Origin of the sequence: Sporomusa aerivorans (assembly GCF_041428895.1) — a bacterium.
In the GTDB taxonomy this organism is placed as follows: domain Bacteria; phylum Bacillota; class Negativicutes; order Sporomusales; family Sporomusaceae; genus Sporomusa; species Sporomusa aerivorans.
Window position 1 is genome coordinate 6,180,434 of sequence record NZ_CP156926.1, and the last position, 22,866, is coordinate 6,203,299.

Consider the following 22,866-nt stretch of genomic DNA (forward strand, 5'->3'; position numbering starts at 1 on the left):
AAATGAAGTGAACCCCTTTTATTAGACAAAAACAAGTCTACTGAAAGGGGTTTTTTCTATGCCTAAAAAGATGTACAGTACGGAATTAAAATTAGAGATTGTTCAAAAATATCTACAAGGAAGTGTCGGTGTAAAACAGCTCGCCGAGAAATATCATATTGGTTCAAAGGCAGATATACAAAAATGGGTTGCTGCTTATCGGGAAAACGGTATTTCCGGATTATGTACAACGCATGGAACTTATACTGGTGATTTTAAGATTTCTGTCGTAGAATATATGCATAACAAGGGAGCTTCCATCCGTGAAGCAGCTGCACATTTTAATATACCTTCTCCACAGACAGTAAGTAAATGGGAGCGTATTTATTATGAGCAAGGCAAAGAAGCTCTGTGTGAAGAACGCAGAGGAAGGGCTAACAAAATGAAAATTAAAAAGCCAAGAAAACCGAAAAAGAATGAAGATCTGTTGGCAGAAGTTCAGCGGCTTCGCATGGAAAATGAATACTTAAAAAAATTGAATGCCTTAATTCAAGAGCGGGAAAAATTAGAGAAACCGACAAAGTAGCTGTCATAACAGAATTAAGGCAGAAATACAAACTGGCAGCAGTACTTGAATTAGCGAAGATGCCACGCAGTACTTATTATTACTACATTAAGCAGTCAAAGAAACCTGATAAATATAAAACAATCAAAGAAGAAATTATTGCTATTTACCACGAAAATCAAGGCAGATATGGATACCGCAGAATAACTTTGGAACTCCATAATCGAGGATACCGCATCAACCATAAAACAGTGCAACAACTGATGAAAGGTCTTCATCTCAAATGCATGGTCAGAATCAAGAAATATCGTTCCTATAAAGGGGGAAATTGGAAAGATTGCTCCAAACATAATCCAGCGAGATTTCAAAACGGATGCGCCTAACAAAAAATGGACCACAGACATCACAGAGTTTGCCTTGTTTGGAACGAAATTGTATTTAGCGCCCATACTGGATATGTATAATGGTGAAATCATAAGCTACAACATCAGTGAACGTCCTGTTCTCGGACAAGTAATGGACATGCTGGACAAAGCCTTTGCTAAGATACCCGATGGCACAAGTCTCATTTTTCATTCAGACCAAGGATGGCAGTATCAACATAAGCAGTACCAGTTTCGCCTAAAGAAAAAGGGAATACGGCAAAGTATGTCCAGGAAAGGGAATTGTTTAGATAATTCTGTAATGGAAAACTTCTTTGGATTATTAAAATCAGAACTGCTTTATCTGAGGAAATTCAGTTCTATGGATGAATTTAGGGTCGAGTTAAAAAAATACATATATTACTATAACAACAAACGGATTAAGAGCAAACTAAAAGGACTGAGTCCTGTACAATACAGGATTCAATCCTCGTTAATTGCTTAACGTCAATTTTTGTCTAACTTTTTGGGGTCAGATCAAAATGGACGGTTAAAGCTCCACAAACCACTTCCTATCTACATCATCATAAAATAGCTTAACTTCCCTGTTCAGCACCCGGCATATGTACCGTATCCCCCAGCCGCCAGCTTTAAGCGTTGCCGCCGGACGAGCGTCAAGCAGACGGTCAACCTCAAAGTCCCTGCCGTCCCCGGCCAGTGGATTGCCAGCGGCTTAATGTTGCCCTCCGGATCGTGTTTGGCTGTCACGCCTACGGGTATCTTATGCTTATTTTCCATTTCGCACCTCACAACAGAACGTTTGTTTGCTTATAGTTTAGAACAAATGTTCGTTATTGACAAGCGGCAATAAATAGAAAACCGCTCGGGTGAGCGGCTACTATTTGGCAACTCTTATGTTCATTGTGTGTTTCCTGTACATCGGCCTTACTTAGATACATTCCGTAGCCATGATATTAAACTACGAAATTATCCTTCACTCTTTATCCGTACATGTAACTGTGTTTTTGGATAGGTATAAAATAAAGAAAGCCGCCCATCAGGATATACCCGGCAGGCGGCTGAATGGAAACATTAGTGGATTATTTAGTATACATCGCGGTTTTTAGAACTTCTTTAGAAATAAAAAAGACCGTCCCCTGGCCAATTGCTGTGCACTCCGTCAAGAGGACAATGAAAAAATAGAAGAACTTGATCGCTGTTTACCGAATGGTGGGCAGCGTTTTTTTATGCATCCTTTGCGTACTGTTGATGGAACTCCATCGGTGTCATGACAGACAAACGACGCTGTAAACGCTGGTAATTGTAATAATAGATGTAGTCGGAAATAGTTTGCGCAAGCTGCTCCCGGCTGGTGAGTTTGTACCCATAATACATTTCACGTTTTAGAATGCCCCAAAAGCCTTCCATCGGACCGTTATCGATACAGTGCGCTACTCTAGACATGCTTTGCTTCATTCTTGCGGCCTGCATCTTCATGTGAAAAGAACGGCTTGTGTATTGGAAACCACGGTCGTTGTGAAACAGCGGATGGGCATCGGGATTTGGAGGTCACTGCAGCGTCAAATGTGTCGAAAACGATCCTGTTATCATTGTGATCGCCTAGGGTATAGGAGACGATGCGCCGATCATACAGATCCAATATAGCGCTCAAATATATCTTGTGGACTTCCGGCCCAATGTAATACTTGAACTCCGTCACATCCGTCAGCCATTTCGAGTTTGTCACTTCTGCGTGAAACTGTCGTTTTAGATAGTTCTTGGCGATGTATTCCGGAGATGCCGCGCTCCTGGTGCATCCTTGCCTTCTATACTTAATCGTTGATTGGATATGAGGAGCACGGTTGATCCGAAGAATACGTTTATCATTTACATGGATGTCGTGTTTCCTGTCTAACTCGTCCCGTATTCTCCGGTATCCCATATCCGGATGCGCTTTATGTATATTCCCAATTACACCTGCAATTCGCTCGTTCGCCAACTCGTGGTTGCTCTTCGGATGCATCAGCCATCGATAATATGCTGAACGCGTGATGTGTAAAAAGTCGCAGAGCTTTCATACAGGAAATGACCGCTCCTCAGACTTTTCCTGATAGATATGACTCTACGATACGTATTTTTTCTTCTGCCTCTATCTTTCCTTTTTTCGACATAATATTACCCCCAGACTGAACAGTGTTTTTTATTTCACTGTCCTGTCTAGGGGTAGCATATCAAATGGCTGAGAGACGGGCTTTTATGATTTTAATATCTTATCTTGGTTGTTCAGGCTTCGGCTGCTCAGGCTGTGGTTGTTGTTTCTGAGGCTGCTGCTTATTATGTGATTTAGGCTGTTGCTTATGATGCGGATCGTTAGGATCAAGTTGTGGTTGATCGGCAGCAGCCAGCATTTGATAATTTGGAACTAAATTTTGTTGATTATCATGAGCGCTTACCATTGAAGAAAGGCTCAAAACAAACATTGCAATCATTAGAACTAACATTTTTTTCATTGATATTCCCCCAGTAGATTTCTTTCTCTATATTGCAATTATATATACCAATTCTTAGAATTCATTTAGAAAAACTTGCCATAAAAACAAAAAAAGCCGCCCACCAGGACGAACCCCGCAGGCGGCTTTAAATAGGGTGGTTATAATGGAGATTGCTCAACATCTTTAATATACATCTTGCTTTTTAGAATTGCTTTAGAAATAAATAAAGCCCATCCCTCGGCCGATATGTTATTCCAACCGAGCCTAATTTACTTCTATGGTTACGAGATAAAACACTATTATTGAAGCAGTTACGCCAAATAAAAAGCCAATACCCAAAGTAATCCAGAACAATAAAATTCTCCTTATAATTTTTTTTTAACTATCATACATAGCGTTTATTAGAATAAACTATAATTTTCTAAAACAAAGCCGCGGCCCCATCCCGAAGGACAGAGCGGCGGCAAAATTTTACTTCAAGTCTTATATATTAGATATGATTTCTTTTGCTTTATTTAATACTTTAGTAGCTGTTTCTACGCCAGTTTTAAATCGCATGGCGGCATCCTCAATATCCTGTCCAGTCACAACCTCGCCAACAAATATAGAAAACAAATGTTTAAGGTAGTCGTTATATGCAGTCTGTAATATATCCACGCTTATCACCCTCCCCTATAACGAAAACATATGCTATAACACATAAAAAAAGCCGCCCGAGTTTCCCCGAGCGACTATAGTTAAAAAGAATAACGTATTCCGGCCTTGGCCCTTATCATGCTCAAAGTCATAGCCAACAGTTACACCTATATATTTGCCGTTCTTGGTTATTCGGCGGCTAACATCGGCGGTAACTTCGTCAATCTTGAATTTCCCCTGGGCGGCTGCGCTCAAGTTCGGGTATACACTGACACCTCGGATTACCTTTTTATAAGCAAATACATTGTACTGATTGAGATTTACCGTTGTACCCTCCGGCAGTTGGGCAATTTCATCTAAATTAACGGGCTTATCAGGGTTGGCCGGATCAGTGACAATAGAAAAATCTGCACCAGACTTTTGCCGCTCGACTTCAATTGCTTTGACCACTTCCACTGGCACAGTCTTTATAATTGTGTCCGGTGGTTTGTTTTTAAGATCGGCAATCTCTGCGGCAGCTTCCGCCAACTGAGATTCGAGCATTTTTACCCTGGCATTATCTGAGGCCTGCTCCACGCCTGCCGGTGTTTCGGCCTGCTGCTGGCTTTCTCCGGTCACAATCTGCGGCTGTTGGTAATGCTGGTATAAAAGCCACCCGGCTACTGTCACCAATAAAACAACGCCAAGCAGTATAGCCGCCTGGCGTTTGGAAATACTAAACATAGTTTTAACTCCTCTCCCACACATTACTTTGCGCCGTAGAAATGCGGCGTATTTTTATTTGAAGATGGCGATCACGGTTGAATTTTCCCGCTCCGCTGGTACGTCAATCTCGGTTTCGTTTTTAACGAAAACATGCTCCGTTGGATTCCCGTCCAACAAAACAGTTTGGATATCTGCCGTAGCCTCTCCTTTCGATAAATCCCCCTTGGCTTACTCAGGCTTCACCGGCCAACCCGGATTATCCAAGCCGCATGTCTCAGGCATATCTCTGAGTGCTTGCCGCTAGACCTTCCATTGTTCCCGCTCGGTATCTGTGATTGGATAGTCACTCAACATATATTTGTCAGTTTCAGTCACCAGCCTGTCACGTTCTGCCCGGATTGCAGTTAACTTTTCTTCTGCTGTCGGCACATACACAGGCTTCGGTACTGGTTCGCCGGTTTCCGTGTCGCGGATATACTGATTGGTAGCATATAACTCCTGTTCTTCGTCACCGATCGGGATAAAGCCCTGGTCAAGATACGGTTGCAATTCGTCATCAGTCGCAAAATGGACATTTAATACTATAGAGGTTTCGCGCTCTCCAGTATCCTTAAACTTAGTATAATATTTATCCATTACATCATTTCCTTTCCTCTAATAGCCTATTGCTAGCCAATTACCGATCCATCCATCCGTTAAGCTAACATTATAAACGTAAAACCGCATACCGGTAATGCCGTCCAGGGCGCTGCCTACCGCTGTTTTCGGACTGCGGTTATTGAAGACAATCTGCAGGAGTTGCATAGTATCATGGGTCTTAAGTGCAAACGCAGATATCATTTGATAGTCCTGGCTGTCATTGTCGAGGTAGATATCCTGACCGTAAATTGCTTTAAAATCAGCAATCAAGTCATCCCGGATATCGTTGTAGGTTGGTATGTGCAGCCCCGAATCGTCAATGTATGGTGCGACATAGGCCATCATATCACCTCGCTTATTTCAGTCTGGCCAAATTCAGTATCAATGGACGTCTGAATGGTCAGCGCCCGTTTTTCGTTGTCCCATGTAGCTTCAAAGTAAAGAATGCTTTTGACATATTTGGTTTTCTGGATTCTCTCCCGGATGATCCGCTCTGCTTCTCGCTTATCTCTGTTGGCCAGTATCTTCTGCCAGACCGGTATCCCGTCCTCAAGATCCTCCCACCATTCGTAAATCAGTTGACGCAAACGAGTTACTACGGCCTGATTGACAGCATCGGCACAGCTAATATAATTGTTTTGGTTTCGGCCACGTCAGCGACAATGATTTCCCGTAAGCGAGCAGTTGTTTTTAAAGCGTTCAGGGTTTTAACATCATCCGGCGCGGATAACTCTTCAATCAGCATATTTTGATAGGTCTGTAGCCTGGTCTCCACTACGAGAGGCTGCCGCGCCAGCTGCATAGCCTTTAAGGTCATCCATGCCTTGGGCGGATCGCCCATTCCCTGTGGTTGTGTCCTGATTTATCTGTACAATATTTGAGTAGGAAGAATTTTTTTTGTAACGACTGCTAAACCAGGTCAAGAAATATATTGTTCGTCACAAATGAGGTAGTATGGCAGTCGCTCATCATAACCTCAATTGTCAGCTCTGCCGGCTCGATAATCGCATGGTCAGTCATAGTAACACCTGTTTGCACAGGGTACTGAGTAGGCCGTACCCGGCTGACATGTTCCGTGCGCATTATACCGTCAAAGTAGACGCCGCCGATTGGCCATTTGGGTGTACGAAAAAGAAAAGTATCCAGGTTAGCAATCCCGGATACCATATTAACCAATTCATATTTACCGGTGAGTTTGGTGATTTGCTGGGAAAGTCCATCCATCCAGGTTGTTTATCACCTGACAGGATATCAGAGAAATAGTTATAGCTATCTACGGATAGGCCCTTTTTTACACCCATGAGAACCACGCCCTTTCCAGGATATTACAGGAATTTATTGGTTAATGCGGAAATAATGTATATTGTTGTGCCTGGGCGGAAGGATGATGAAATGAATCAGTTTTTAGAAGTTACCAAAGAGATTGTTATTGCGTTAATTCAACATGATAACTTAGCGCTAAAACCCAGTCACGCCGCTCCAGCGGAAGAACGAAATGACTTCGCCCTAGAACAACTCCATAAGGCAATTACTTCAATTTACCAATCAGTTTCTAACTCAACTAAATAATTGGCTCTGTAGAAAATTAGCCTGGGCACATTCTTTTATTGCTCTTATGCCTCCCATCTTATACTTATGTAAAATTTTGTTATAATAGTAACTAAAGGAAGGTCGTGATGTTTTGAAAAAGCTGTGGATTACGTTGCTGACTGTGTTATTTATGGTTATAGGGATTGGGACTGCATTGGCGGATAAAACTAAAGAACCTAAACGAGAATTAGACCTAGAATTGGTCTTTAAGGGGGATTTTGTTTCGCAATATGTTATTAAAGACAGTATTTTATTTGCAAGTACTAAAAGCGGGGCAGATTTAAATAAAATTGCCGCTTTAATTAAATTCGAATACACGCCTGATGGAATTCGCGACCGGATAAATTCATATAAAAAGAGCCACAGTGGCTCCAATAAATATGATAATTTTGCATTCTCTCTTAACGGATTCATCTTTGATTTGAAAAATAAAAAATACACCATGATTAGTTTCACAGACTACGATATGAGTGGGAAAATAATCAGTGATACCTTTAAAGATCCGGGCCCGCACGATTGGTTTAACATGTCTCCATCTCAAAATTATACATTACAAGTAATTGAAAAATATGTTTCTTTAAATCACGATAAGGTTTTGTCAAGAAGTGGATATAAGAAAACGAGTGAATAATATCGCTCGTTTTCTTTATACTTGTATCCCGTTCATACCCTATTCTACTTTTTACACCCAAATTAAATCACCTTCTTTCCTACAGGAAGATTTTGTCTTATATTTATGTTAAAGAAAGGGCGTGATGTTTTGAAAAAGCTAAGAATTTTGTTTTTCTTTAGTATCATTTTTTCAGCATGTATCGGGATAGCATCTGCAAAATTACCTGACATGTCTAACGAAGTTATTTCTGTTAATCATGCTATATCTCCTGATTTTAAAAAAGAATCTGCCGAACGTGTACAATCTAGGAGTATCATGGCTATAGTAAGCAAAAAAGAATACAAAAGCATATCCACTTTTGATAATTTTATGATAATATCACATTTAAATCCTAAACATATAAGATTTATGCTCCTTGGAGAAAAAGGGCCTGTAGCAGAAAAATCGTATTTTGTAGATAAAGATACAGCATACGCGGATTATATAAATATTTGGGACGTCTTTAGAATGGATTCCGGCACTTACTATATTTTAGTCGTCGCTAATGAAAAAATAGTCGGTAATTATGGCTTTGTTGTTACCGACTATATTTAATAAATAGGGGGCTAACACCAAGCCCCCTATTTATTTTTTTATACCTGTATGCCATTAAGAGCCCGATTTTGAAGAACATAGGTAGCCCTATTGTTGATGCTAGAGGCGGTTTTCTCTCCTACAGACTTCCGACTTCCCTATATCATCAGCGGAGGCGTTAGTGTTTTTTACTTCTACACCGCCAACATCTACTTGATAGGTGATATTGGTAACACTGCCACCTGAATTCTGGGCATAAGCTGGTGAACTTCCATACATCAGATTATTGAGTAACACTGGACATTTGCAAAACCATTGGCAAAATAAGCTGATGGGCGAACAAAACTTGAAGATGACTCCGTATCCTGAGATACAGAAGGACTTTGAAGTCTATTCCACCAATCTTTCGCTCTATCCAGCAATGTCGGATCTCGTAAGTCACCAGATTGATTTTGAACAACTGGTTCATTATTGTTGGGATCGGAAGAATTTTTTGCTGGAGTTTCACTAGGGATATTTTTAAGCCCTTCTCTGATACCCTGAGCATAATTTGATGTACTGTCTGTGTAATACCCGCCATCTTTTAAGGCCTGCGCAAATTCTTCTGCAGATTGAGCATTTCGGGTCTCAGCATAATCTCGATGCATAAAGGTTTTATCAAAAGAGGAAATTATACTTCTTGAAGAAAAAGCGACAGCCTCTGTGCATGGCAACCTTCTTGCAGTAGCCCTTAGAACAGGCATGCGGCGCGAAGAACTGTTAGCCCTTACGTGGGGTGGGATTGCATCGATGAAAAAGAAGGAACTATATTCATTAAAAAGGCACTTTCCTGGACACCAACAGGCGGCTACCGAATAAAGCCTACAAAGAATAAGCAAAAAAGAAAAATCGAGGCCACACCCGAAATATTTGCAGCGTTAGACCGGCAAACAAAGGCACAGGCCGCAAATAAGTTGAGATTAGGAGAATTATATCGCAAAGACTTAAATCTAGTGTTCTGTAATGAAGAAGGATATTTTTATCATCCTAACATACCTACACGGTGGTTCCCTAAGTTCTGCGAACAAATAGGTATTAACAGGTTTACGTTTCACTGTCTAAGGCATACTCATGCCAGACACTTATTGTCATCCGGAGAGGATATAAGTTTTGTTTCCCGGCGTTTAGGCCATAGCGATATAATCATTACCTACAACACCTATTTCCACCTCATACCGAAAGAAATAAGGAAAGCTCTTGAAGAATTTGAAAAACGACTCAAGAGGGAACAGAAATAAAAATGTTAATACGTGTAGTCGATATGTTTTCTTGTGTCAAAAATACAGAAAACGTTTAATTTTACCCCGCAATGGATACAACTTTGGATACAATTAATTAAGCAAAATTAAAAGGCTTTGGATATGCTCCAAAGCCTTGACTTCTATGGCGGAGAGGGTGGGATTCGAACCCACGGTCCCTTTGACAGGACACTTGATTTCGAGTCAAGCACCATCGACCACTCGGACACCTCTCCATATTATTTTCTGCGCATACGAAAGAATTCTTTCATAATACCGGAGCACTTGTCGGCAAGAACTCCTGCTGTTATTTCAAGACGGTGATTAAGTCCGGGATGCTTTACAATGTTGAACAGTGATTCAACAGCTCCGGCTTTGTAGTCCGGACTGCCATAGACCAGCCTGTCAACCCGGCTCATCACTAACGCACCGGCGCACATGGGACACGGCTCTATAGTAACATAAAGTGTGGCTCCCGTCAATCGCCAGCGTTTGAGCTGCCGGCAGGCTTCCCGGATGACGATTACCTCAGCATGCGCTGTTGCATCATGCCACTCTTCACGCATATTATGGGCACTGGCCACAACTTGGTCATCGATAACAAGCACAGCACCAATTGGCACCTCGCCAAGATCAAATGCTTTTCTGGCCTCGGCCAGAGCCAGTTCCATATAATAGCTGTCATCCATGCCGTCTTCCACCGCCGCGCAAACTTGCTCAAATGTTACCTAAATATTATATCCCGCTCATAAAAAAAAATCAACAGCCTGCTGTCTGGTAAATTTTATTTCCTACAGCAGGCTGAGCATTACAACCTATTGGCTATTTATATATCTTCACACGCTGCTCCAAAGGCTGGACATCTTTGGCTCCGGGAGCTGCTGTAGGTTTGCCGAACGGCATCTGGGCAATCAGCTTCCAGTTCGCGGGAATTTGCCATTTTTCGCTGACCGCGGCGTCGATAAGCGGACTGTAGTGCTGCAGCGACACGCCGAAGCCTTCTATTTCTAGCGCAGTCCAAACTACATACTGCAGCATGCCGGACGAGTGATTGGACCAAATCGGAAAATTATCTTTATAAAGCGAAAACTGGTTTTGCAGTTTTTCAACAACAGCCATGTCTTCAAAAAATAATACTGTAGCGTAGCCCTTGCGGAAAGAATTGATTTTTTCCTCGGTAGGTGCAAAATTTTCCGCCGGCACGACTTTTCTCAGCTCGCCGAGGGTAATGTCCCACAGGCTGTCATGCTGCTCACCCAGCAAAATTACCACCCGGGCACTTTGCGAATTAAAGGAAGACGGCGTATACTTAACCGCATCGGTTATTATTTGCTGAATGCGCTCATCAGCAATAACAGGCTCTTTGCTAATCCCATAATAGGTTCTTCTATCTTTCACTGCTGTTAAAAAGTTCTTTTCCATCATATCAACCTCCTGTTCATCAATACTCAGCGTGTACCTAAATTTGCTTTATTATACCATGTTGATAATTATTATTAAATAAAAACCGCCTATTATTATAGAAATAAATAACGACTGGCTGCAGAAAAATAAAAACTTGGCGCAACGCCAAGTTTCTTTTCGCTCAAATTAAACTGTAGGATAGTGCCGGCTTTGCCTTTTTTGAGCACTTTCGTATATTTCTACCTCGAGAAACAGTCGTTCAACTATTATCCGGTTGACCATTTCCTGCACTTGCACCGCCGTATTGTCAACACCGGTTTCAATCGAAACCAGGAGTGAGTGCCTTTCCTCCGCCGACAAATGCGGCGGTACAGCCAAATTGAAAATCGGCTCAAAGGTTTTACTTGCATATGCATCAATAAAAGTCATCATTCTTGCCGCTATGGTATCTACAAAATCACGGCTTTCCGACATCTCTGTCAGCCATAATCGTATTAACTTTTCAATCTCGTTCAAATCGGGCCCGGATGTTTTGGGAAATGGGATTACCTTTGCTGCCACAACAGTAACCTCCTGTTTACAGTTTTACGCTGCATTGCATATGTATTTTATTATCGTACCAATTTATTAAAATTATATTTGATAAGGCAAGTGGCCGCTCACTCGTGAGCGGCCACTTGCCTTATCTTTGGTTGTCAATTGTTATCTACCCGTGTTAGTATTCGCTCAAGTCCGGCCGTGAATCGCTTATCATCATCCGGCGTTCTTTTGGCAGGCCCTTTGGTTCTGCCGCCGCCACGCCGGAATTTGGCCTTGGCTTCCCGTTCTTCCAACAAAAAACCGATGGTATCCGGTGTATACTCCCGCCCTGCAGGGCTGAGGCAAAAGGCTGCCTTTCCCAGCACCATTGAGGCCAAACCCCAATCCTGTGTAACAATAACATCCCCGGCGGCGGTTAGGTTAATTATCTTGATGTCAGCCTCCTGGGATTCACCGCCCACTGTTATATGGTGGTCTGACACAATATTATGATTGAAGCTCGCCACCGTCCAGACAGGTATATCATACTTTTGGCCTATCTTTACACATAGCTGGAGAACGGCCTTGGGACAGGCATCGGCGTCAATTAGTATTTTCACAGGGTTTATGTCCTCCCAGCCACAAAGATGTAGAAAGCACGGCTTGCGCCGGGACGTGAACGAAAAGCGCAAACTGCAATGCCCTAAACTAAAAGTGATTTATACAAAAAATCCGCAGACCAGCACGCCTACGGATTTTCTTTATTTAAATGCCTTTAAACTCCTAATCGCCGGCGGTATGTAACAATATCTTCAACAGTTACCATTGCCATATTCTTCTGCCGGGCAAAGGCCGCAATCTCAGCCAGCCGGGCCATTGTACCGTCCGGATTGGTTAGTTCACACAATACGCCATAAGGTTGCAACCCGGCCAAACGCATTAAATCCACATTGGCCTCGGTATGTCCCGGTCGTTCCAATACCCCACCCGGGCGGGCCCGTAACGGAAATACATGACCTGGGCGGCGCAAGCTGGCCGGTGACGCGTCATCGGCAATAGCCGCTTTTACTGTGACCACCCGGTCGGCGGCCGAAACACCGGTAGTAACCCCGGCTGCGGCCTCCACCGAAACAGTAAACGCTGTCTGAAAATGGCTGGTGTTATCCGCCACCATCATTGGCAATGCCAGTGCCTGCACTTTTTCCGCCGGCAGACACAAACAAACAATGCCGCTGCCCTCACGGATCAATATAGCCATTTGTTCCTCTGTCAGCGACTGGGCCGCAAAGAAAATATCGCCTTCATTTTCCCGTTCTTCATCATCGGTTACCAGGACACCTTGTCCTTGCCGCAATGCGGCAAGCGCCCGCTCGACCCTTTCCCGCGAATTGCCAAACTCTGCTAGTACATTCTGATTCAAAGTAATCGCCTCCTAAGATTGGTCGACCTACCAGAATCAGGGCGTATGAAAAGACAGCAATAACAAAGCATGCTAACAAATCGAAGCTCCACTGTCTCATCCTCTTTCGTCCGGACTGTTACCGTCGGCTCTGGCATCTCACCAGATCTGCTGTCCTCCTCTAAAGGAGCGCTCGCGGGCTGCCTGGAAAGAATCCAGAATACCGCCGGTGGGGACTTGCACCCCGCCCTGAGAATAAGTCTTACCTATAGAATACTCCGTTTCCTGATATTGTCAAGGTCAAGCTCGAATTTCCAGCTCATTCAGGTATGGACGCAGTAATTAGCTTCTCCAGGGCGGCTAGCGGCGGTGACATCCATTTATCCCGGTGAAATATCATTCTGGCCTCAATGGGAATAGCCGGACCATGCCAGGATAAGGCAATCAGCTCGCCCCGCTCCAGTTCCCCGGCTACGGCGATTTTAGGCAGCAGGGAAACGCCCAGGCCATTCCTGACACACTGTTTGATAGACTCCAGACTGCCAAACTCCATAATGGTATTGGCCTGCACCTTTTCTTCCTCCAATAGGTTTTTCAAGTCCATCGGATAGCCGCAATACCCCTCAGGCAAGAGCAAGGTCTGCCTTGCCAGCCCGCCAATGGCCAATAGCGGCTTTGCAGCCAGTCCATGATCAGGCGCAACAATAAAAACCGTTTCATCGCAAAAAAGATCTATTTGCCGCAGTTGCTGCCGGGCTGATTCGTCATTAAGCCCGAATGCCACGTCAATGATATTTTGCTGAAGCCACTGCGGAAAATCGATACAGTTGCCTACTTTTATATTTATTTTCACCTGTGGATAAAGCAGCCGGTATTTCTTTAGCATGGGCGGCAGCCAGAACACGCAGAGCGTTTCGGCTGATCCTATTGTTATGGAGCCAGTCACTGTACCGGTGTCACTAAACAAATTTTTTAGTTCCTCGGCGTCCCGGACCATCCGCTCGGCAAACGGCACCAGCATGTTTCCCTGATCAGTCAGGAAAATCCGCCGGCCGATGCGTTCAAAAAGCCTCACCCCAAGATACTCTTCCAAGACCCGGATCTGTTCAGACACTGTAGATTGCGAATAATTAAGCGTCCGGGCCGTCTCGCCAAAGTTGAGCAGCCTGGCCACCGTCAGGAAGACTTCCAGGTTCTTAATAAACACACTACCACTTCTTTCGGAAAAACCGATTGTTTCTATCAAAACAATCGACTTATCAGGAGTCCTATCTTTATGCTAGGATATAATCAACTTCCGGTCAAGAAATTTTATCCGACAACTAACCTTCAGATGGGATTAAAGCCCCACCTGAAGCTAAGTCTGCTTTATAAGTGAGGCGTATTATTTATGCAACGACAAGTTGAGTTCCGAAAAAGCATTTCCTGGGTGCAAGGAACTGCTTTAACCATCGGCGCCGTACTCGGCGCAGGTATTTTGGTACTGCCGGCCATTACCGCCGGAATGGCCGGCCCGGCGTCATTAATCAGCTGGCTGCTGATGGGACTGGTTTCACTGCCGATGGTAATTGTTATCGGCGCCATGTCCTCCCGGTTTCCGGATTCAGGCGGGATGGCCACCTATGTACGTCAGGCATTTGGCCCTGACGCCAGCCGGATTACCGGCATTCTTATGCTGAGCGCCATGCCGTTTGGCATGCCGGTCACTGCTTTAATAGGCGCCCATTACCTTGGCAGCATTTTTTCCTGGCCGGCGGCAGGTATACACCTGGCGGCGGCAGGCCTTTTACTTGTCGCCATAGCCCTTAACTTTAGAGGCGTCGAGCTCTCCGGCCATACACAAGTGTTGGTGGTTGCCGCTATTTTGTTCATCCTGGCCACAGCCGTGCTTTCGGCTGTACCGCAAATAAAAGCCCGGGCATTTACCCCGTTCCTGCCAAATGGCTGGTTCCCGGTGGGCCAGGCTATGACACTTTTATTTTTCGCCTTTATCGGCTGGGAGATGATTGGCCATTTGGCAGAAGAATTTCGCAATCCCGGCCGGGATATTCCTGTAAGCCTGGGAGCTGCCGTCATATTGGTAAACCTCTTATACTTGTCAGTGGCTTTTATTACCGTGGGCAGTGAGGCATACCAAGCGGACGATCCGGTAACAGGAATGATCACACTTGTTTCCTACCGCTGGGGAGATATGGCAGGCTCACTGGTGGCTCTTTTGGGCTTTATCGTGTGTTACTGTCCTGTTCACACTTTTATCGCCGGCTTTTCCCGCCTTGTCTACGCCCAGGCCCGGGATGGCCACTTTCCCCAGCGTTTCAGCCGGCTGCACCCGCAGTTTCAAACCCCTCATGTTGCGCTGGTTTCCTTTGCACCGCTTTATTTGCTGGTGCTTTTGCTAAGTTATCTGCTGACCTGGGATTTAAAGCCGCTTATCGCCATTCCCAGCGCCAATTTTCTCGTTGTTTATACGCTCGGTATGATCGCAGCCGCCCGTATTCTTCCCGGGACCGCCCTGAAGATATCCGCCTGGGGCAGTGCGGCACTCTCTGCAATCATCTTTTTGTTTGGCGGCTGGGCAATACTTTTTCCCCTTATCCTAATCCTAGTATTGCTTTACCGGCACCGCCACGCCAGAAATAAACGGTCCTCTGGCAAGTGTTAATTTTTAGGATTCGGCGAATTCATAGTTGCAGCTTCTTGCGCAGCCAGTTCGTCTGCCGCATCTTTGGATTCAGGCAGACCGAAGGCTGCTTCCATAATCTTTCTGGCAATAGGGGCCGCGGAGTCTGAGCCGTAGCCGCCCTGCTCCACAACTACAGCAATGGCTATCGTTGGGTTGTCATAGGGTCCGTAGGCAACAAACCAGCCATGATCATCCCCGTGCGAGTTTTCCACCGTACTTGTCTTCCCGGCAATTTGGGCCGTAAAACCATCAAAAATATATCCTGCCGTACCGCCGGGCATGGTAACTTCACGCAAGGCCTTGCGAATGGCCTGCAGGTTCTTGTCTGCTATTGGCACAGTATCCAGTTCCTCCGGCGAAAAGGTTTTTAGCGTCTCCCCTTCAGGGGAGATTATTTTATTTACAAGATGCGGGCGATAGCGATGACCGCCGTTTGCCACCTGACTGATTAACGTAGCCATTTGCAGCGGCGTTGCCAGTTGAAAGCCCTGGCCGATGGCGGCGTCGAAGGTTTCCGACAGGTACCATTCCTCACCGTATACCTTTTCCTTGTATTTACGGTTGGCTACTAAACCGGTATCCTCGCCCAGCAGATCAATACCGGTTTTTGCCCCTAAACCAAACTTTCTCGCCCATTTTTCCAGAGTATCAATTCCCAGCCGGTTACCTAATTCGTAAAAAAATACGTTATCTGATTTCACCAGGGCCTCATTAAAGTCAATCCAGCCCAAGGCCGCACCATGCGCATTGCCTTTGGGTATGATCCAGTGCCGTCCGGTATCAAGGATTTTCTCCTCCAGCGTTAGCTTGCCTGTTTCCAGGGCAGCCGTACCGGTAACAATCTTGAACGCCGAACCGGGAGGGTATTCAGCGCCGATAGCGCGGTTCTGCAGCGGATTAAACGGGTTATCGTTTATGGCCTGCCAGTCTTTTGTAGATATTCCGCCGTTAAATAGATTTGGATTGAATGCCGGACGGCTGACCATAGCCAGAATAGCGCCTGTCCTAGGATCCATAACAACAGCAGCGGCGGCCTTGGCTTGCGGATTCCCGAGCCGTTTCTGCAGGTAGTTGAGGCGGTCATCCATTGCTTTTTCCGCAGCCTTTTGTATTTTGGCATCAAGTGTCAAAACCAGGCTGTTTCCCAGTACAGGTTCTTTCTTGCCCAGCATGCGTACCGGGCGTCCGTTGACATCCACTTCTACCTGGGCGCCGCCGTCAATGCCGCGCAATTCTTTGTCGTAATACTTCTCCAGTCCGAACTTGCCGATAATATCGCCGGTTTTATAGCCTTCCTTCTTCTTACTCTCCAGCTCTGAATCGCTAATCTCGTTGACATAGCCGAAGATGTGCGCACCCAATTCATTAAATATATAATTTCGCACGGATTGAACCTCAATGACCACTCCCGGCAAATCGTTCCTGCGTTCCTCGATTTTCGTAATAATCTCCTGGCTGGCGTCGTTCTTAATGCGAATTGGCTCAAGCGGGTTGGCCTGTTCTTTTATCTTGGTTTTGATATCGGCAGCCTTCATGTTTAAAATTGCGGCAAGCTTCTCAAGCACTTCGTCCGCTATCGGCCCGTTAATCGGGACTAGCGATACAGAAAAACCAGGCCGGTTGGAAACCAATAGTGCCCCGCTGCGGTCATACATAATTCCGCGGGGCGCCATAACAGGCATAAGTCTGATGCGGTTATTGTCGGCCTGCTGGTAGAACTCTCCCCCTTTGGCGATCTGCAAATAGCCAAGACGGGCAATAAGAGCGACAATTATCAGCACAACCACACAACACAGCAAATCCAGCCTGGGATTTCTGTGTTTCCCAACCATAACAACAATCCTTTCCGTGCGTAATTAGCCAAAGACTTTTAAGACCAAAAAATCACCAATCGGATCAGAATCATTTTATATTATGGGACTTGTTCGTTATCCGCCGCCGCTAACCCTTTTGGTAATTTGCGCCAGATTGCAGTAAAAAATGAAACAGTGCCGGCCAAGATGCCAGCACTGTTCATCGCTTTCCATAATCTACTTACTTACACAGTTACGCCCTTTCTTTTTGGCCCGGTACAGGGCATTATCCGCTGCTTTGATGACTTCCTGCGTTTCCGGATGTTTTTCACTGCGTTCGGCTACGCCGATACTGATGGTTACAAATAACTTTTTGGCAGACGCTTTTTTCTTGCTCTTGCCTTCCTGCTTCTGTTTTCCCCGGTAGTCGTAAGGGCATTCTTCCACTGCCGCCCGCAGTTTCTCCAAATGCGGCAGCGCGTCAGCAACGGCGGTATGCGGAAAGACAATGGTAAATTCCTCCCCGCCATAGCGGAAAGCCTTCCCTCCCCCGGTCACCTTCTTCAGTACCGAGGCAACAAGTCTAAGTACCTCATCACCCGTGTCATGTCCGTAGGTATCATTAAATTTTTTAAAAAAATCGATATCCACCATGGCGATAGTGTACTCGCCCCGCAGCTTCATCAACTCTTCTTTAAGAGCCCGGCGGGCGGGCAGACCTGTCAGTTCATCCAGGTAAGCCATCGAATACGAGTCCTGGATTACGGCAATGATAAGCATTATGCCGGCTACGCTAAAAAACATGGTGCCGGCCATTGTTGCGGGTTTGGCCTGTAAGGCCAGCAAAGAAGCAACCAATACAACGCTAAGTGCATTATCCAGGTGCGACCGGCTGTGCAGCTGTTTTCTGAACATAGATAAAAATGCAACACCGTACGCCAGCACGGCCGGCTGGGGAATAGCCGCATTGGCTGCCAACTCGCCGGTCAAAACATTTTGGCGAAAAAAGTTTAATAACGAGAGGTCATTGGCAGTAATAGCCATTGCGACATAAAACAATTGAAAGGCAATCAGCGCAAAGCGTCCCAGACCCCAAAAATTAAAGATCCCCCGTTCTTTCAGCAAGGAAAAAATTAAAATATTGATAGGCACTAAGGTACAAATGACTGGAAACACTACCGTCGTTAGCGAGGGCATGCCTGTATGAAGGGCTGCCAAACCGCTCAGGGCATAGTGGGAAAGGGCCAGTACCACAGTGATAAAAAAGACCCGGCTGCGGTTGAACCACCAGCTAAGTATCAGACCTACACCAAAGACGGCGTAGGCAAGATTATCCATTCCCGCAATCTGCAAATGATCAGCCGTGATGCGCCAATACGCAAACACTGTCAGAATAAGTAAACCAAACGGTATAGTAGTAAATATTGACATCAATTTTGCCATTGGTTTGCTGAAATCCTTTCGCTACGTAGTCTATTAAGAACTTGTCCTATTAGTTGCTTGGCCGGTACTCCTCTACTTATTTATTGGTTATGCTGCCAATATTTTTCAGCTCAATGGATAACGTTCCGTCAGCATTATTAATAAACTCGATAAAATCATTATTTTGAAAGTAATCGGCCGGGAATGTGATTTCAATCCCGGTATCAGTTTTGATTTTATGACTTTTACTGGCTTTCATGGCCAGCGTCTTATCAATCTTGACCGTTTCCGGCAGACCGGCATTTTTTACTTCTCTTACGTACTCCTCCTGCATGATGGGGGAGGAGCTGAAGACCTCTTTACCCAGTTCCACCGGATCGAGGTATTCGGATACTTCGGTGTTTTCAGCAATATAGGTTTTAGTTTTGGAAGCCGCCTCCAGCGTACTTTGGCCATGATTTTCCGCCACCATACGCGTTATGGAGTTCACTAGTTCGATGGTCTCTTTTTGCGACGGCAAAAAACTACACTCTAATATATTATCGGCAATAATATAAGTCTCTTGACCATTAACTTCCCGTTTTTTATCAATAAATTTAATATCTAAGGATTCTGCGTCAATAAAGGCATATTCATCAAGCTTTTGCGTCGGTCCCGGCAAAATGGCATAATGATTGATGATATCATTTTTCAGTTTATCATTTTCCTGTACCACCTGGTGGATATAGCCCACTCTATTGTTGCATTTCAAGATTGCGATTGCACGAGTGTCATCAATACTGCAATCGCAAATCAGCAAATCGGTTGAAACCTGTACATCTGATTGCGCGACGGCGGTGTACATAAGCTCGGCCACATACACGGAGAAACCGATAAACTCCTGGTTACCCGCCAGATAGTCTGCCACTTGCTGTTTAAATTTGCTTTCAGGATGAAACGTGCCTGTTTTAGAATTCGCGGCGGCATACGACTTTTCTATATGCTTGGCTAAAAATGCAATAACACTTTTACTTTCTATATCTAATTCCTGCTCGGAAAAAACAGTAACACCGGAATTGAAATCCAGAATATGGAGAATTGCTTTATTTACTGTTACAATCATTTTCATCGTCCTCTCTAATCTGATGCATGGATTTTATTGTACCAATAAATTCTGTTTACTGAAAGCATAAATAAAAAATCTGCAGACTGTGTGCAGCGCTTCAGATTGATCTTTTAGCCGGCGACTGATATCTTTTCGGGCACTTCGGCTTGCGCTTGTCCGAAAGGCTTTGCGCAAGCCGCGCCTCATTAGTCACTTTGTTATATGCCTCTAAAATTACGACTTAGAATCTTACCGGGGCGGATGATTTTTGTCGGTATACCGTTTGGCTTCCTCGCGTACTTCCTCGTCCGTCAATGGTCTGTTACCTGCTTTATTCTTGATTTCATGCTCAATCCCGAACTTATCCGGTCCCGGCCTGGGTGTAGGCATCATTATCACCTCCGTCACTATTTTTCCCCGGCTGCTTCTTTCTAAGCCAAAAACAAAGACTGCTGGTGAAAAGGAAAAGATAAATGCCTGGTTCTTAAACAAAGTAACCCCTGCCGGCTGGCAGGGGCTATGTGTATGGTGCTTATGTCTGCGCGTTATTCAAAGTAATGTTTTCGCAACCCTCTTGCGTGGAGGACACCTGTTACATAGTTATTGTTTCCATTGTGATCTAAGTTTATACATCAGCATAAATTATTTTTTACGGGCGATCATTTCTATCTCGATGCGGGCACCAAGTGGCAACGAGGCTACGCCAATGGTTGTTCTGGCCGGGTATGGCGCGGTAAACCGCCGGGAATATACTTCGTTCATGGCAGCAAAATCATTCATATCCGTTAAGAACACATTTACTTTAACAACATCGTCCGGTGTTAATCCGGATGAAACCAACACATTAAACAAATTTTTAAAACATTGCTCAGTCTGCGCCGCAATGTCACCCGCGGCAAGTTTCCCAGTCTCAGAGCTTATGGGCGTTTGCCCGGATAAATAAATTACCTCTCCCGCCTGAACAGCATGGGAATAAGGCCCCACAGCCACCGCCTCCGCGGCGCTATACGCGATTCGTGTCATTGCCATCCCGCTCCTTTTCATAAAACGTTTTTCTGTTATTTTACAATCTGTCGGTCAGTGCGATTTGAATTGGCGCCCGTGTCGCCTGCTTTCGTCCCAGCCAGTTCAAAAAAATCTTTGCTGGATTTCCTATAGACTCATGCTGAAAACTATTCTATCATAGTAATATCGATAGGTAAAATTGATAATCACAATGAATATCTTCACTAAAACAGATGGGTGGTTGAAAAATGGAGCTTCGTCAACTGCGAACCTTTATGACAACAGTAAAATTGCTTAGCTTTACCAAAGCTGCCAACACGCTCGGCTACGCGCAGTCCAGCGTCACCAATCAAATTCAGTCCCTGGAAGAAGAATTAGGCACAATGCTGTTTGAACGCTTAGGCAAACAAATAAAACTGACTAAAGACGGCGAACACTTATATAACTATGCTGATCAAATCCTTAAGCTTGCCGATGAGGCTAAGGACCACATAGGCAATTCCCTGGTTCCCAGAGGATCCCTTACCATTGGCACGCCCGAATCGCTTTGCAGTTACCGGCTTCCCAGGATATTTCAGGAATTTCGTTCGCGTTATCCGGAAGTAGAGCTAAATATTCGCTTCGACACCTCCATCGTCTACCGGGATCATCTTAGGAAAAATACGGTAGACCTCGTCTTTTCGCTCGGCGTTCCCAGTCTGGAAACCGATCTGGTTACCCACGTGCTGTTTGAGGAACAAATGGCGGTTATTGCCGCCCCTGCCCATCCCCTGGCAAAAAAATCAACCGTTATACCTGCCGACCTGAACGGTCAGGCGCTCATCCTGACAGAACCCGGGTGCAGCTACCGGCAGCTCTTTGACAGCATCCTCACCCAGGCCGGCGTCAAGCCCGCCTCCGCCATGGGGGTAAGCAGCAACGAAGTTATCAAGAGATTTGTTTGCGACGGCTGGGGTATTGGTTTTTTGCCGCAGATTACCGTCCAGCAGGAGCTTCTGGCCGGGCAGCTGGTAGCGCTGCCCTGGGCCGGACCTGCTTTTAATATTAAGGCTCAAATGCATTACCATAAGGCTAAATGGCTGTCGCCTGCGCTTAAGGCCTTTATTGACGTAACTCTGGCGATGATTCCTTTTTAAACAGCCCAAAAGCTTTGCCGTTGTTCTTAAGCCACTGTTCCAGCATGGCCGCCCTGCTCACAAGATATACCCCGCCAAGCACCAGTGCGAGTCCGGCGAAGGAATATCCTGACAAATATTCCCCCAGAACACAATAACCGACAAATTGGGCAATTACCGGCGAAATATATGTCCAGGTGGACGGCAGCAGCGGTCCGGCCCGGCGCACCAGCCAGTAGTAAGAACCGTGTCCGGCCAATGAGCCAAAGACGATAAGATATGCCCAGGATACAAAGATCCGGTTATTGACTACCCCTGCCCACGGCTCAGTAACCAGCGACAGCAGCACCAGCATACTCCCGCCAACCACCATTTGCCAGCCATTTAGCACAAAAGGGTCGAGTCCGGCAGCCAGCACTCTTTTCGAGGTCATAGTGCCAAAAACACAGCCCGCTTCCGCGGCCAGAATAACCACCACCGCTAAAATGGCTTCAGTGCCGACGTCGATTCCCAGCGCCGGCAGCACTGCCACTCCTACCCCGATGAAGGACAGAAGCAAGCCGGCGCCTTTAATCCGAAAATGATCCCGGATTCCCTGAAACCACTCGACGATACTGATCATAATGGGGGTAGTCGCCGCCAGCAGCGCGGCAACACTGGAGGAAATATATTTCTCGCCCAAGTACAGGCAGCCAAACATAACCGCCGTCATGAAAGTGCCCACCAGGACAACATCCTTGCGCATACCCGGTTCGAGGCCAATCCGTCCCTGCATTAGTTTAACGCTGGTTAGTACGATTATGCCGGCGAGGAGGAACCGCGTGCCGGCAAAAAGAAAAGGCGGCGCCCCGGCATCGATGCCAATTTTAATGGCTAAAAATGTTGTACCGAAGATGAGACACATGAGACTATACACTATATACATGACTTCCCTCCTCTTTTCTGTTATATAACAATATGGTATATTGTTCATATATAACCACCAAATCACTATAACAGTCAAATCATCAA

Annotated in this window: 30 protein-coding genes, 1 tRNA gene, 1 pseudogene and 1 riboswitch; of the genes and pseudogenes, 7 read left to right on the forward strand and 25 right to left on the reverse strand. The window is 45.4% G+C overall.

Annotated elements, in window-relative coordinates:
* The first annotated feature begins 58 nt into the window (after positions 1-58).
* A pseudogene (locus SATMO3_RS29420) lies at positions 59-1,411 on the forward strand (IS3 family transposase).
* A gap of 104 nt (positions 1,412-1,515) precedes the next feature.
* Here SATMO3_RS29420 and SATMO3_RS29425 read toward each other — a convergent pair.
* The 11 genes from SATMO3_RS29425 to SATMO3_RS29475 all read right to left on the reverse strand — a co-directional run bounded on the left by SATMO3_RS29425 (position 1,516) and on the right by SATMO3_RS29475 (position 6,602).
* Positions 1,516-1,704 carry a hypothetical protein gene (locus SATMO3_RS29425; RefSeq protein WP_371374885.1) on the reverse strand — a complete coding sequence of 63 codons (189 nt, stop codon included), beginning with the start codon at positions 1,702-1,704 and terminating at the stop codon, positions 1,516-1,518.
* A 447-nt stretch (positions 1,705-2,151) separates the two neighbouring features.
* Positions 2,152-2,382, reverse strand: a complete 231-nt coding sequence (locus SATMO3_RS29430; protein ID WP_371374888.1) for an IS3 family transposase — start codon at positions 2,380-2,382, stop codon at positions 2,152-2,154.
* Positions 2,363-2,929, reverse strand: a complete 567-nt coding sequence (locus tag SATMO3_RS29435) for an IS3 family transposase (RefSeq protein WP_371374891.1) — start codon at positions 2,927-2,929, stop codon at positions 2,363-2,365. Before SATMO3_RS29435 ends, SATMO3_RS29430 begins: the two co-directional genes overlap by 20 nt.
* Positions 2,930-3,176: 247 nt before the next feature.
* The gene (locus tag SATMO3_RS29440; RefSeq protein WP_371374894.1) at positions 3,177-3,416 is read right to left on the reverse strand and encodes a hypothetical protein; all 240 of its coding nucleotides are present in this window, start codon (positions 3,414-3,416) and stop codon (positions 3,177-3,179) included.
* Positions 3,417-3,881: 465 nt separating this feature from the next.
* Complete coding sequence (locus SATMO3_RS29445; RefSeq protein WP_371374897.1) at positions 3,882-4,055, reverse strand: hypothetical protein; 174 nt, start codon at positions 4,053-4,055, stop codon at positions 3,882-3,884.
* Between the two features lie 33 nt (positions 4,056-4,088).
* Positions 4,089-4,757, reverse strand: coding sequence for a hypothetical protein (locus tag SATMO3_RS29450; protein WP_371374899.1), 669 nt, complete (start codon positions 4,755-4,757; stop codon positions 4,089-4,091).
* Between the two features lie 282 nt (positions 4,758-5,039).
* Positions 5,040-5,375, reverse strand: a complete 336-nt coding sequence (locus tag SATMO3_RS29455; protein ID WP_371374902.1) for a phage tail assembly chaperone — start codon at positions 5,373-5,375, stop codon at positions 5,040-5,042.
* Between the two features lie 18 nt (positions 5,376-5,393).
* Positions 5,394-5,723: a hypothetical protein gene (locus SATMO3_RS29460; RefSeq protein ID WP_371374904.1), complete on the reverse strand. Its 330-nt coding sequence runs from the start codon at positions 5,721-5,723 to the stop codon at positions 5,394-5,396.
* Positions 5,720-5,965 (reverse strand): hypothetical protein, encoded by a 246-nt coding sequence (locus SATMO3_RS29465; protein WP_371374906.1) that lies wholly within the window; start codon positions 5,963-5,965, stop codon positions 5,720-5,722. The genes SATMO3_RS29460 and SATMO3_RS29465 overlap by 4 nt, the downstream gene beginning before the upstream one ends.
* An 8-nt stretch (positions 5,966-5,973) precedes the next feature.
* Positions 5,974-6,219 carry a phage baseplate protein gene (locus SATMO3_RS29470; RefSeq protein ID WP_371374909.1) on the reverse strand — a complete coding sequence of 82 codons (246 nt, stop codon included), beginning with the start codon at positions 6,217-6,219 and terminating at the stop codon, positions 5,974-5,976.
* A 68-nt stretch (positions 6,220-6,287) separates the two neighbouring features.
* Positions 6,288-6,602 carry a phage baseplate protein gene (locus SATMO3_RS29475; RefSeq protein WP_371374911.1) on the reverse strand — a complete coding sequence of 105 codons (315 nt, stop codon included), beginning with the start codon at positions 6,600-6,602 and terminating at the stop codon, positions 6,288-6,290.
* Between the two features lie 168 nt (positions 6,603-6,770).
* On the opposite strand from SATMO3_RS29475, the gene SATMO3_RS29480 reads away from it, so the two are divergent.
* The 3 genes from SATMO3_RS29480 to SATMO3_RS29490 all read left to right on the forward strand — a co-directional run bounded on the left by SATMO3_RS29480 (position 6,771) and on the right by SATMO3_RS29490 (position 8,175).
* Entirely contained in the window at positions 6,771-6,947 is a 177-nt protein-coding gene (locus tag SATMO3_RS29480; RefSeq protein ID WP_371374913.1) for a hypothetical protein, read from the forward strand.
* A 112-nt stretch (positions 6,948-7,059) separates the two neighbouring features.
* Positions 7,060-7,599: a hypothetical protein gene (locus SATMO3_RS29485; RefSeq protein ID WP_371374916.1), complete on the forward strand. Its 540-nt coding sequence runs from the start codon at positions 7,060-7,062 to the stop codon at positions 7,597-7,599.
* 129 nt (positions 7,600-7,728) lie between these two features.
* Complete coding sequence (locus SATMO3_RS29490) at positions 7,729-8,175, forward strand: hypothetical protein (protein ID WP_371374918.1); 447 nt, start codon at positions 7,729-7,731, stop codon at positions 8,173-8,175.
* Between the two features lie 257 nt (positions 8,176-8,432).
* Here SATMO3_RS29490 and SATMO3_RS29495 read toward each other — a convergent pair whose 3' ends face one another.
* The gene (locus SATMO3_RS29495; RefSeq protein WP_371374921.1) at positions 8,433-8,867 is read right to left on the reverse strand and encodes a hypothetical protein; all 435 of its coding nucleotides are present in this window, start codon (positions 8,865-8,867) and stop codon (positions 8,433-8,435) included.
* A 57-nt stretch (positions 8,868-8,924) separates the two neighbouring features.
* Here SATMO3_RS29495 and SATMO3_RS29500 point away from each other — a divergent pair, with 57 nt between their 5' ends.
* A complete protein-coding gene (locus SATMO3_RS29500; RefSeq protein WP_371374924.1) occupies positions 8,925-9,431 on the forward strand; it encodes a site-specific integrase in 507 nt (168 codons plus the stop codon).
* Positions 9,432-9,577: 146 nt separating this feature from the next.
* Here SATMO3_RS29500 and SATMO3_RS29505 read toward each other — a convergent pair.
* The 7 genes from SATMO3_RS29505 to SATMO3_RS29535 form a co-directional block, all read right to left on the reverse strand.
* Positions 9,578-9,667 (reverse strand) — tRNA-Ser (locus SATMO3_RS29505).
* A 3-nt stretch (positions 9,668-9,670) separates the two neighbouring features.
* A complete protein-coding gene (tadA, locus tag SATMO3_RS29510) occupies positions 9,671-10,120 on the reverse strand; it encodes a tRNA adenosine(34) deaminase TadA (protein WP_371374927.1) in 450 nt (149 codons plus the stop codon).
* A 133-nt stretch (positions 10,121-10,253) separates the two neighbouring features.
* The gene (locus SATMO3_RS29515) at positions 10,254-10,856 is read right to left on the reverse strand and encodes a nitroreductase family protein (RefSeq protein WP_371374930.1); all 603 of its coding nucleotides are present in this window, start codon (positions 10,854-10,856) and stop codon (positions 10,254-10,256) included.
* Between the two features lie 165 nt (positions 10,857-11,021).
* The gene (locus SATMO3_RS29520; protein WP_371374933.1) at positions 11,022-11,396 is read right to left on the reverse strand and encodes a hypothetical protein; all 375 of its coding nucleotides are present in this window, start codon (positions 11,394-11,396) and stop codon (positions 11,022-11,024) included.
* A gap of 134 nt (positions 11,397-11,530) precedes the next feature.
* The gene (locus SATMO3_RS29525; protein ID WP_371374936.1) at positions 11,531-11,974 is read right to left on the reverse strand and encodes a DUF188 domain-containing protein; all 444 of its coding nucleotides are present in this window, start codon (positions 11,972-11,974) and stop codon (positions 11,531-11,533) included.
* 155 nt (positions 11,975-12,129) lie between these two features.
* Entirely contained in the window at positions 12,130-12,774 is a 645-nt protein-coding gene (ribB, locus tag SATMO3_RS29530; protein WP_371374939.1) for a 3,4-dihydroxy-2-butanone-4-phosphate synthase, read from the reverse strand.
* A 94-nt stretch (positions 12,775-12,868) separates the two neighbouring features.
* Positions 12,869-13,014: riboswitch (FMN riboswitch) on the reverse strand.
* Positions 13,015-13,072: 58 nt separating this feature from the next.
* Positions 13,073-13,960, reverse strand: coding sequence for a LysR family transcriptional regulator (locus tag SATMO3_RS29535; protein ID WP_371374942.1), 888 nt, complete (start codon positions 13,958-13,960; stop codon positions 13,073-13,075).
* A gap of 183 nt (positions 13,961-14,143) precedes the next feature.
* Here SATMO3_RS29535 and SATMO3_RS29540 point away from each other — a divergent pair, with 183 nt between their 5' ends.
* Positions 14,144-15,415 (forward strand): APC family permease, encoded by a 1,272-nt coding sequence (locus SATMO3_RS29540; protein WP_371374945.1) that lies wholly within the window; start codon positions 14,144-14,146, stop codon positions 15,413-15,415.
* Here the strand turns inward: SATMO3_RS29540 and mrdA are convergent.
* The 5 genes from mrdA to SATMO3_RS29565 all read right to left on the reverse strand — a co-directional run bounded on the left by mrdA (position 15,412) and on the right by SATMO3_RS29565 (position 20,758).
* On the reverse strand, positions 15,412-17,268 hold the full coding sequence (mrdA, locus tag SATMO3_RS29545; protein ID WP_371374948.1) for a penicillin-binding protein 2: 1,857 nt from the start codon (positions 17,266-17,268) through the stop codon (positions 15,412-15,414). The two genes, SATMO3_RS29540 and mrdA, sit on opposite strands and share 4 nt — an antisense overlap.
* Positions 17,269-17,466: 198 nt before the next feature.
* A complete protein-coding gene (locus tag SATMO3_RS29550) occupies positions 17,467-18,672 on the reverse strand; it encodes a diguanylate cyclase (RefSeq protein ID WP_371374951.1) in 1,206 nt (401 codons plus the stop codon).
* A gap of 76 nt (positions 18,673-18,748) precedes the next feature.
* Complete coding sequence (locus SATMO3_RS29555) at positions 18,749-19,753, reverse strand: nucleoid-associated protein (protein ID WP_371374955.1); 1,005 nt, start codon at positions 19,751-19,753, stop codon at positions 18,749-18,751.
* Positions 19,754-19,984: 231 nt separating this feature from the next.
* Positions 19,985-20,227 (reverse strand): hypothetical protein, encoded by a 243-nt coding sequence (locus SATMO3_RS29560; RefSeq protein WP_371374957.1) that lies wholly within the window; start codon positions 20,225-20,227, stop codon positions 19,985-19,987.
* Between the two features lie 150 nt (positions 20,228-20,377).
* Complete coding sequence (locus SATMO3_RS29565; protein ID WP_371374960.1) at positions 20,378-20,758, reverse strand: RidA family protein; 381 nt, start codon at positions 20,756-20,758, stop codon at positions 20,378-20,380.
* A 230-nt stretch (positions 20,759-20,988) separates the two neighbouring features.
* Here SATMO3_RS29565 and SATMO3_RS29570 point away from each other — a divergent pair, with 230 nt between their 5' ends.
* Positions 20,989-21,876, forward strand: coding sequence for a LysR family transcriptional regulator (locus SATMO3_RS29570; protein ID WP_371374963.1), 888 nt, complete (start codon positions 20,989-20,991; stop codon positions 21,874-21,876).
* On the opposite strand, the gene SATMO3_RS29575 is transcribed toward SATMO3_RS29570, so the two are convergent.
* Complete coding sequence (locus tag SATMO3_RS29575; RefSeq protein ID WP_371374965.1) at positions 21,842-22,780, reverse strand: DMT family transporter; 939 nt, start codon at positions 22,778-22,780, stop codon at positions 21,842-21,844. The genes SATMO3_RS29570 and SATMO3_RS29575 overlap by 35 nt on opposite strands.
* Positions 22,781-22,866: the final 86 nt, after the last annotated feature.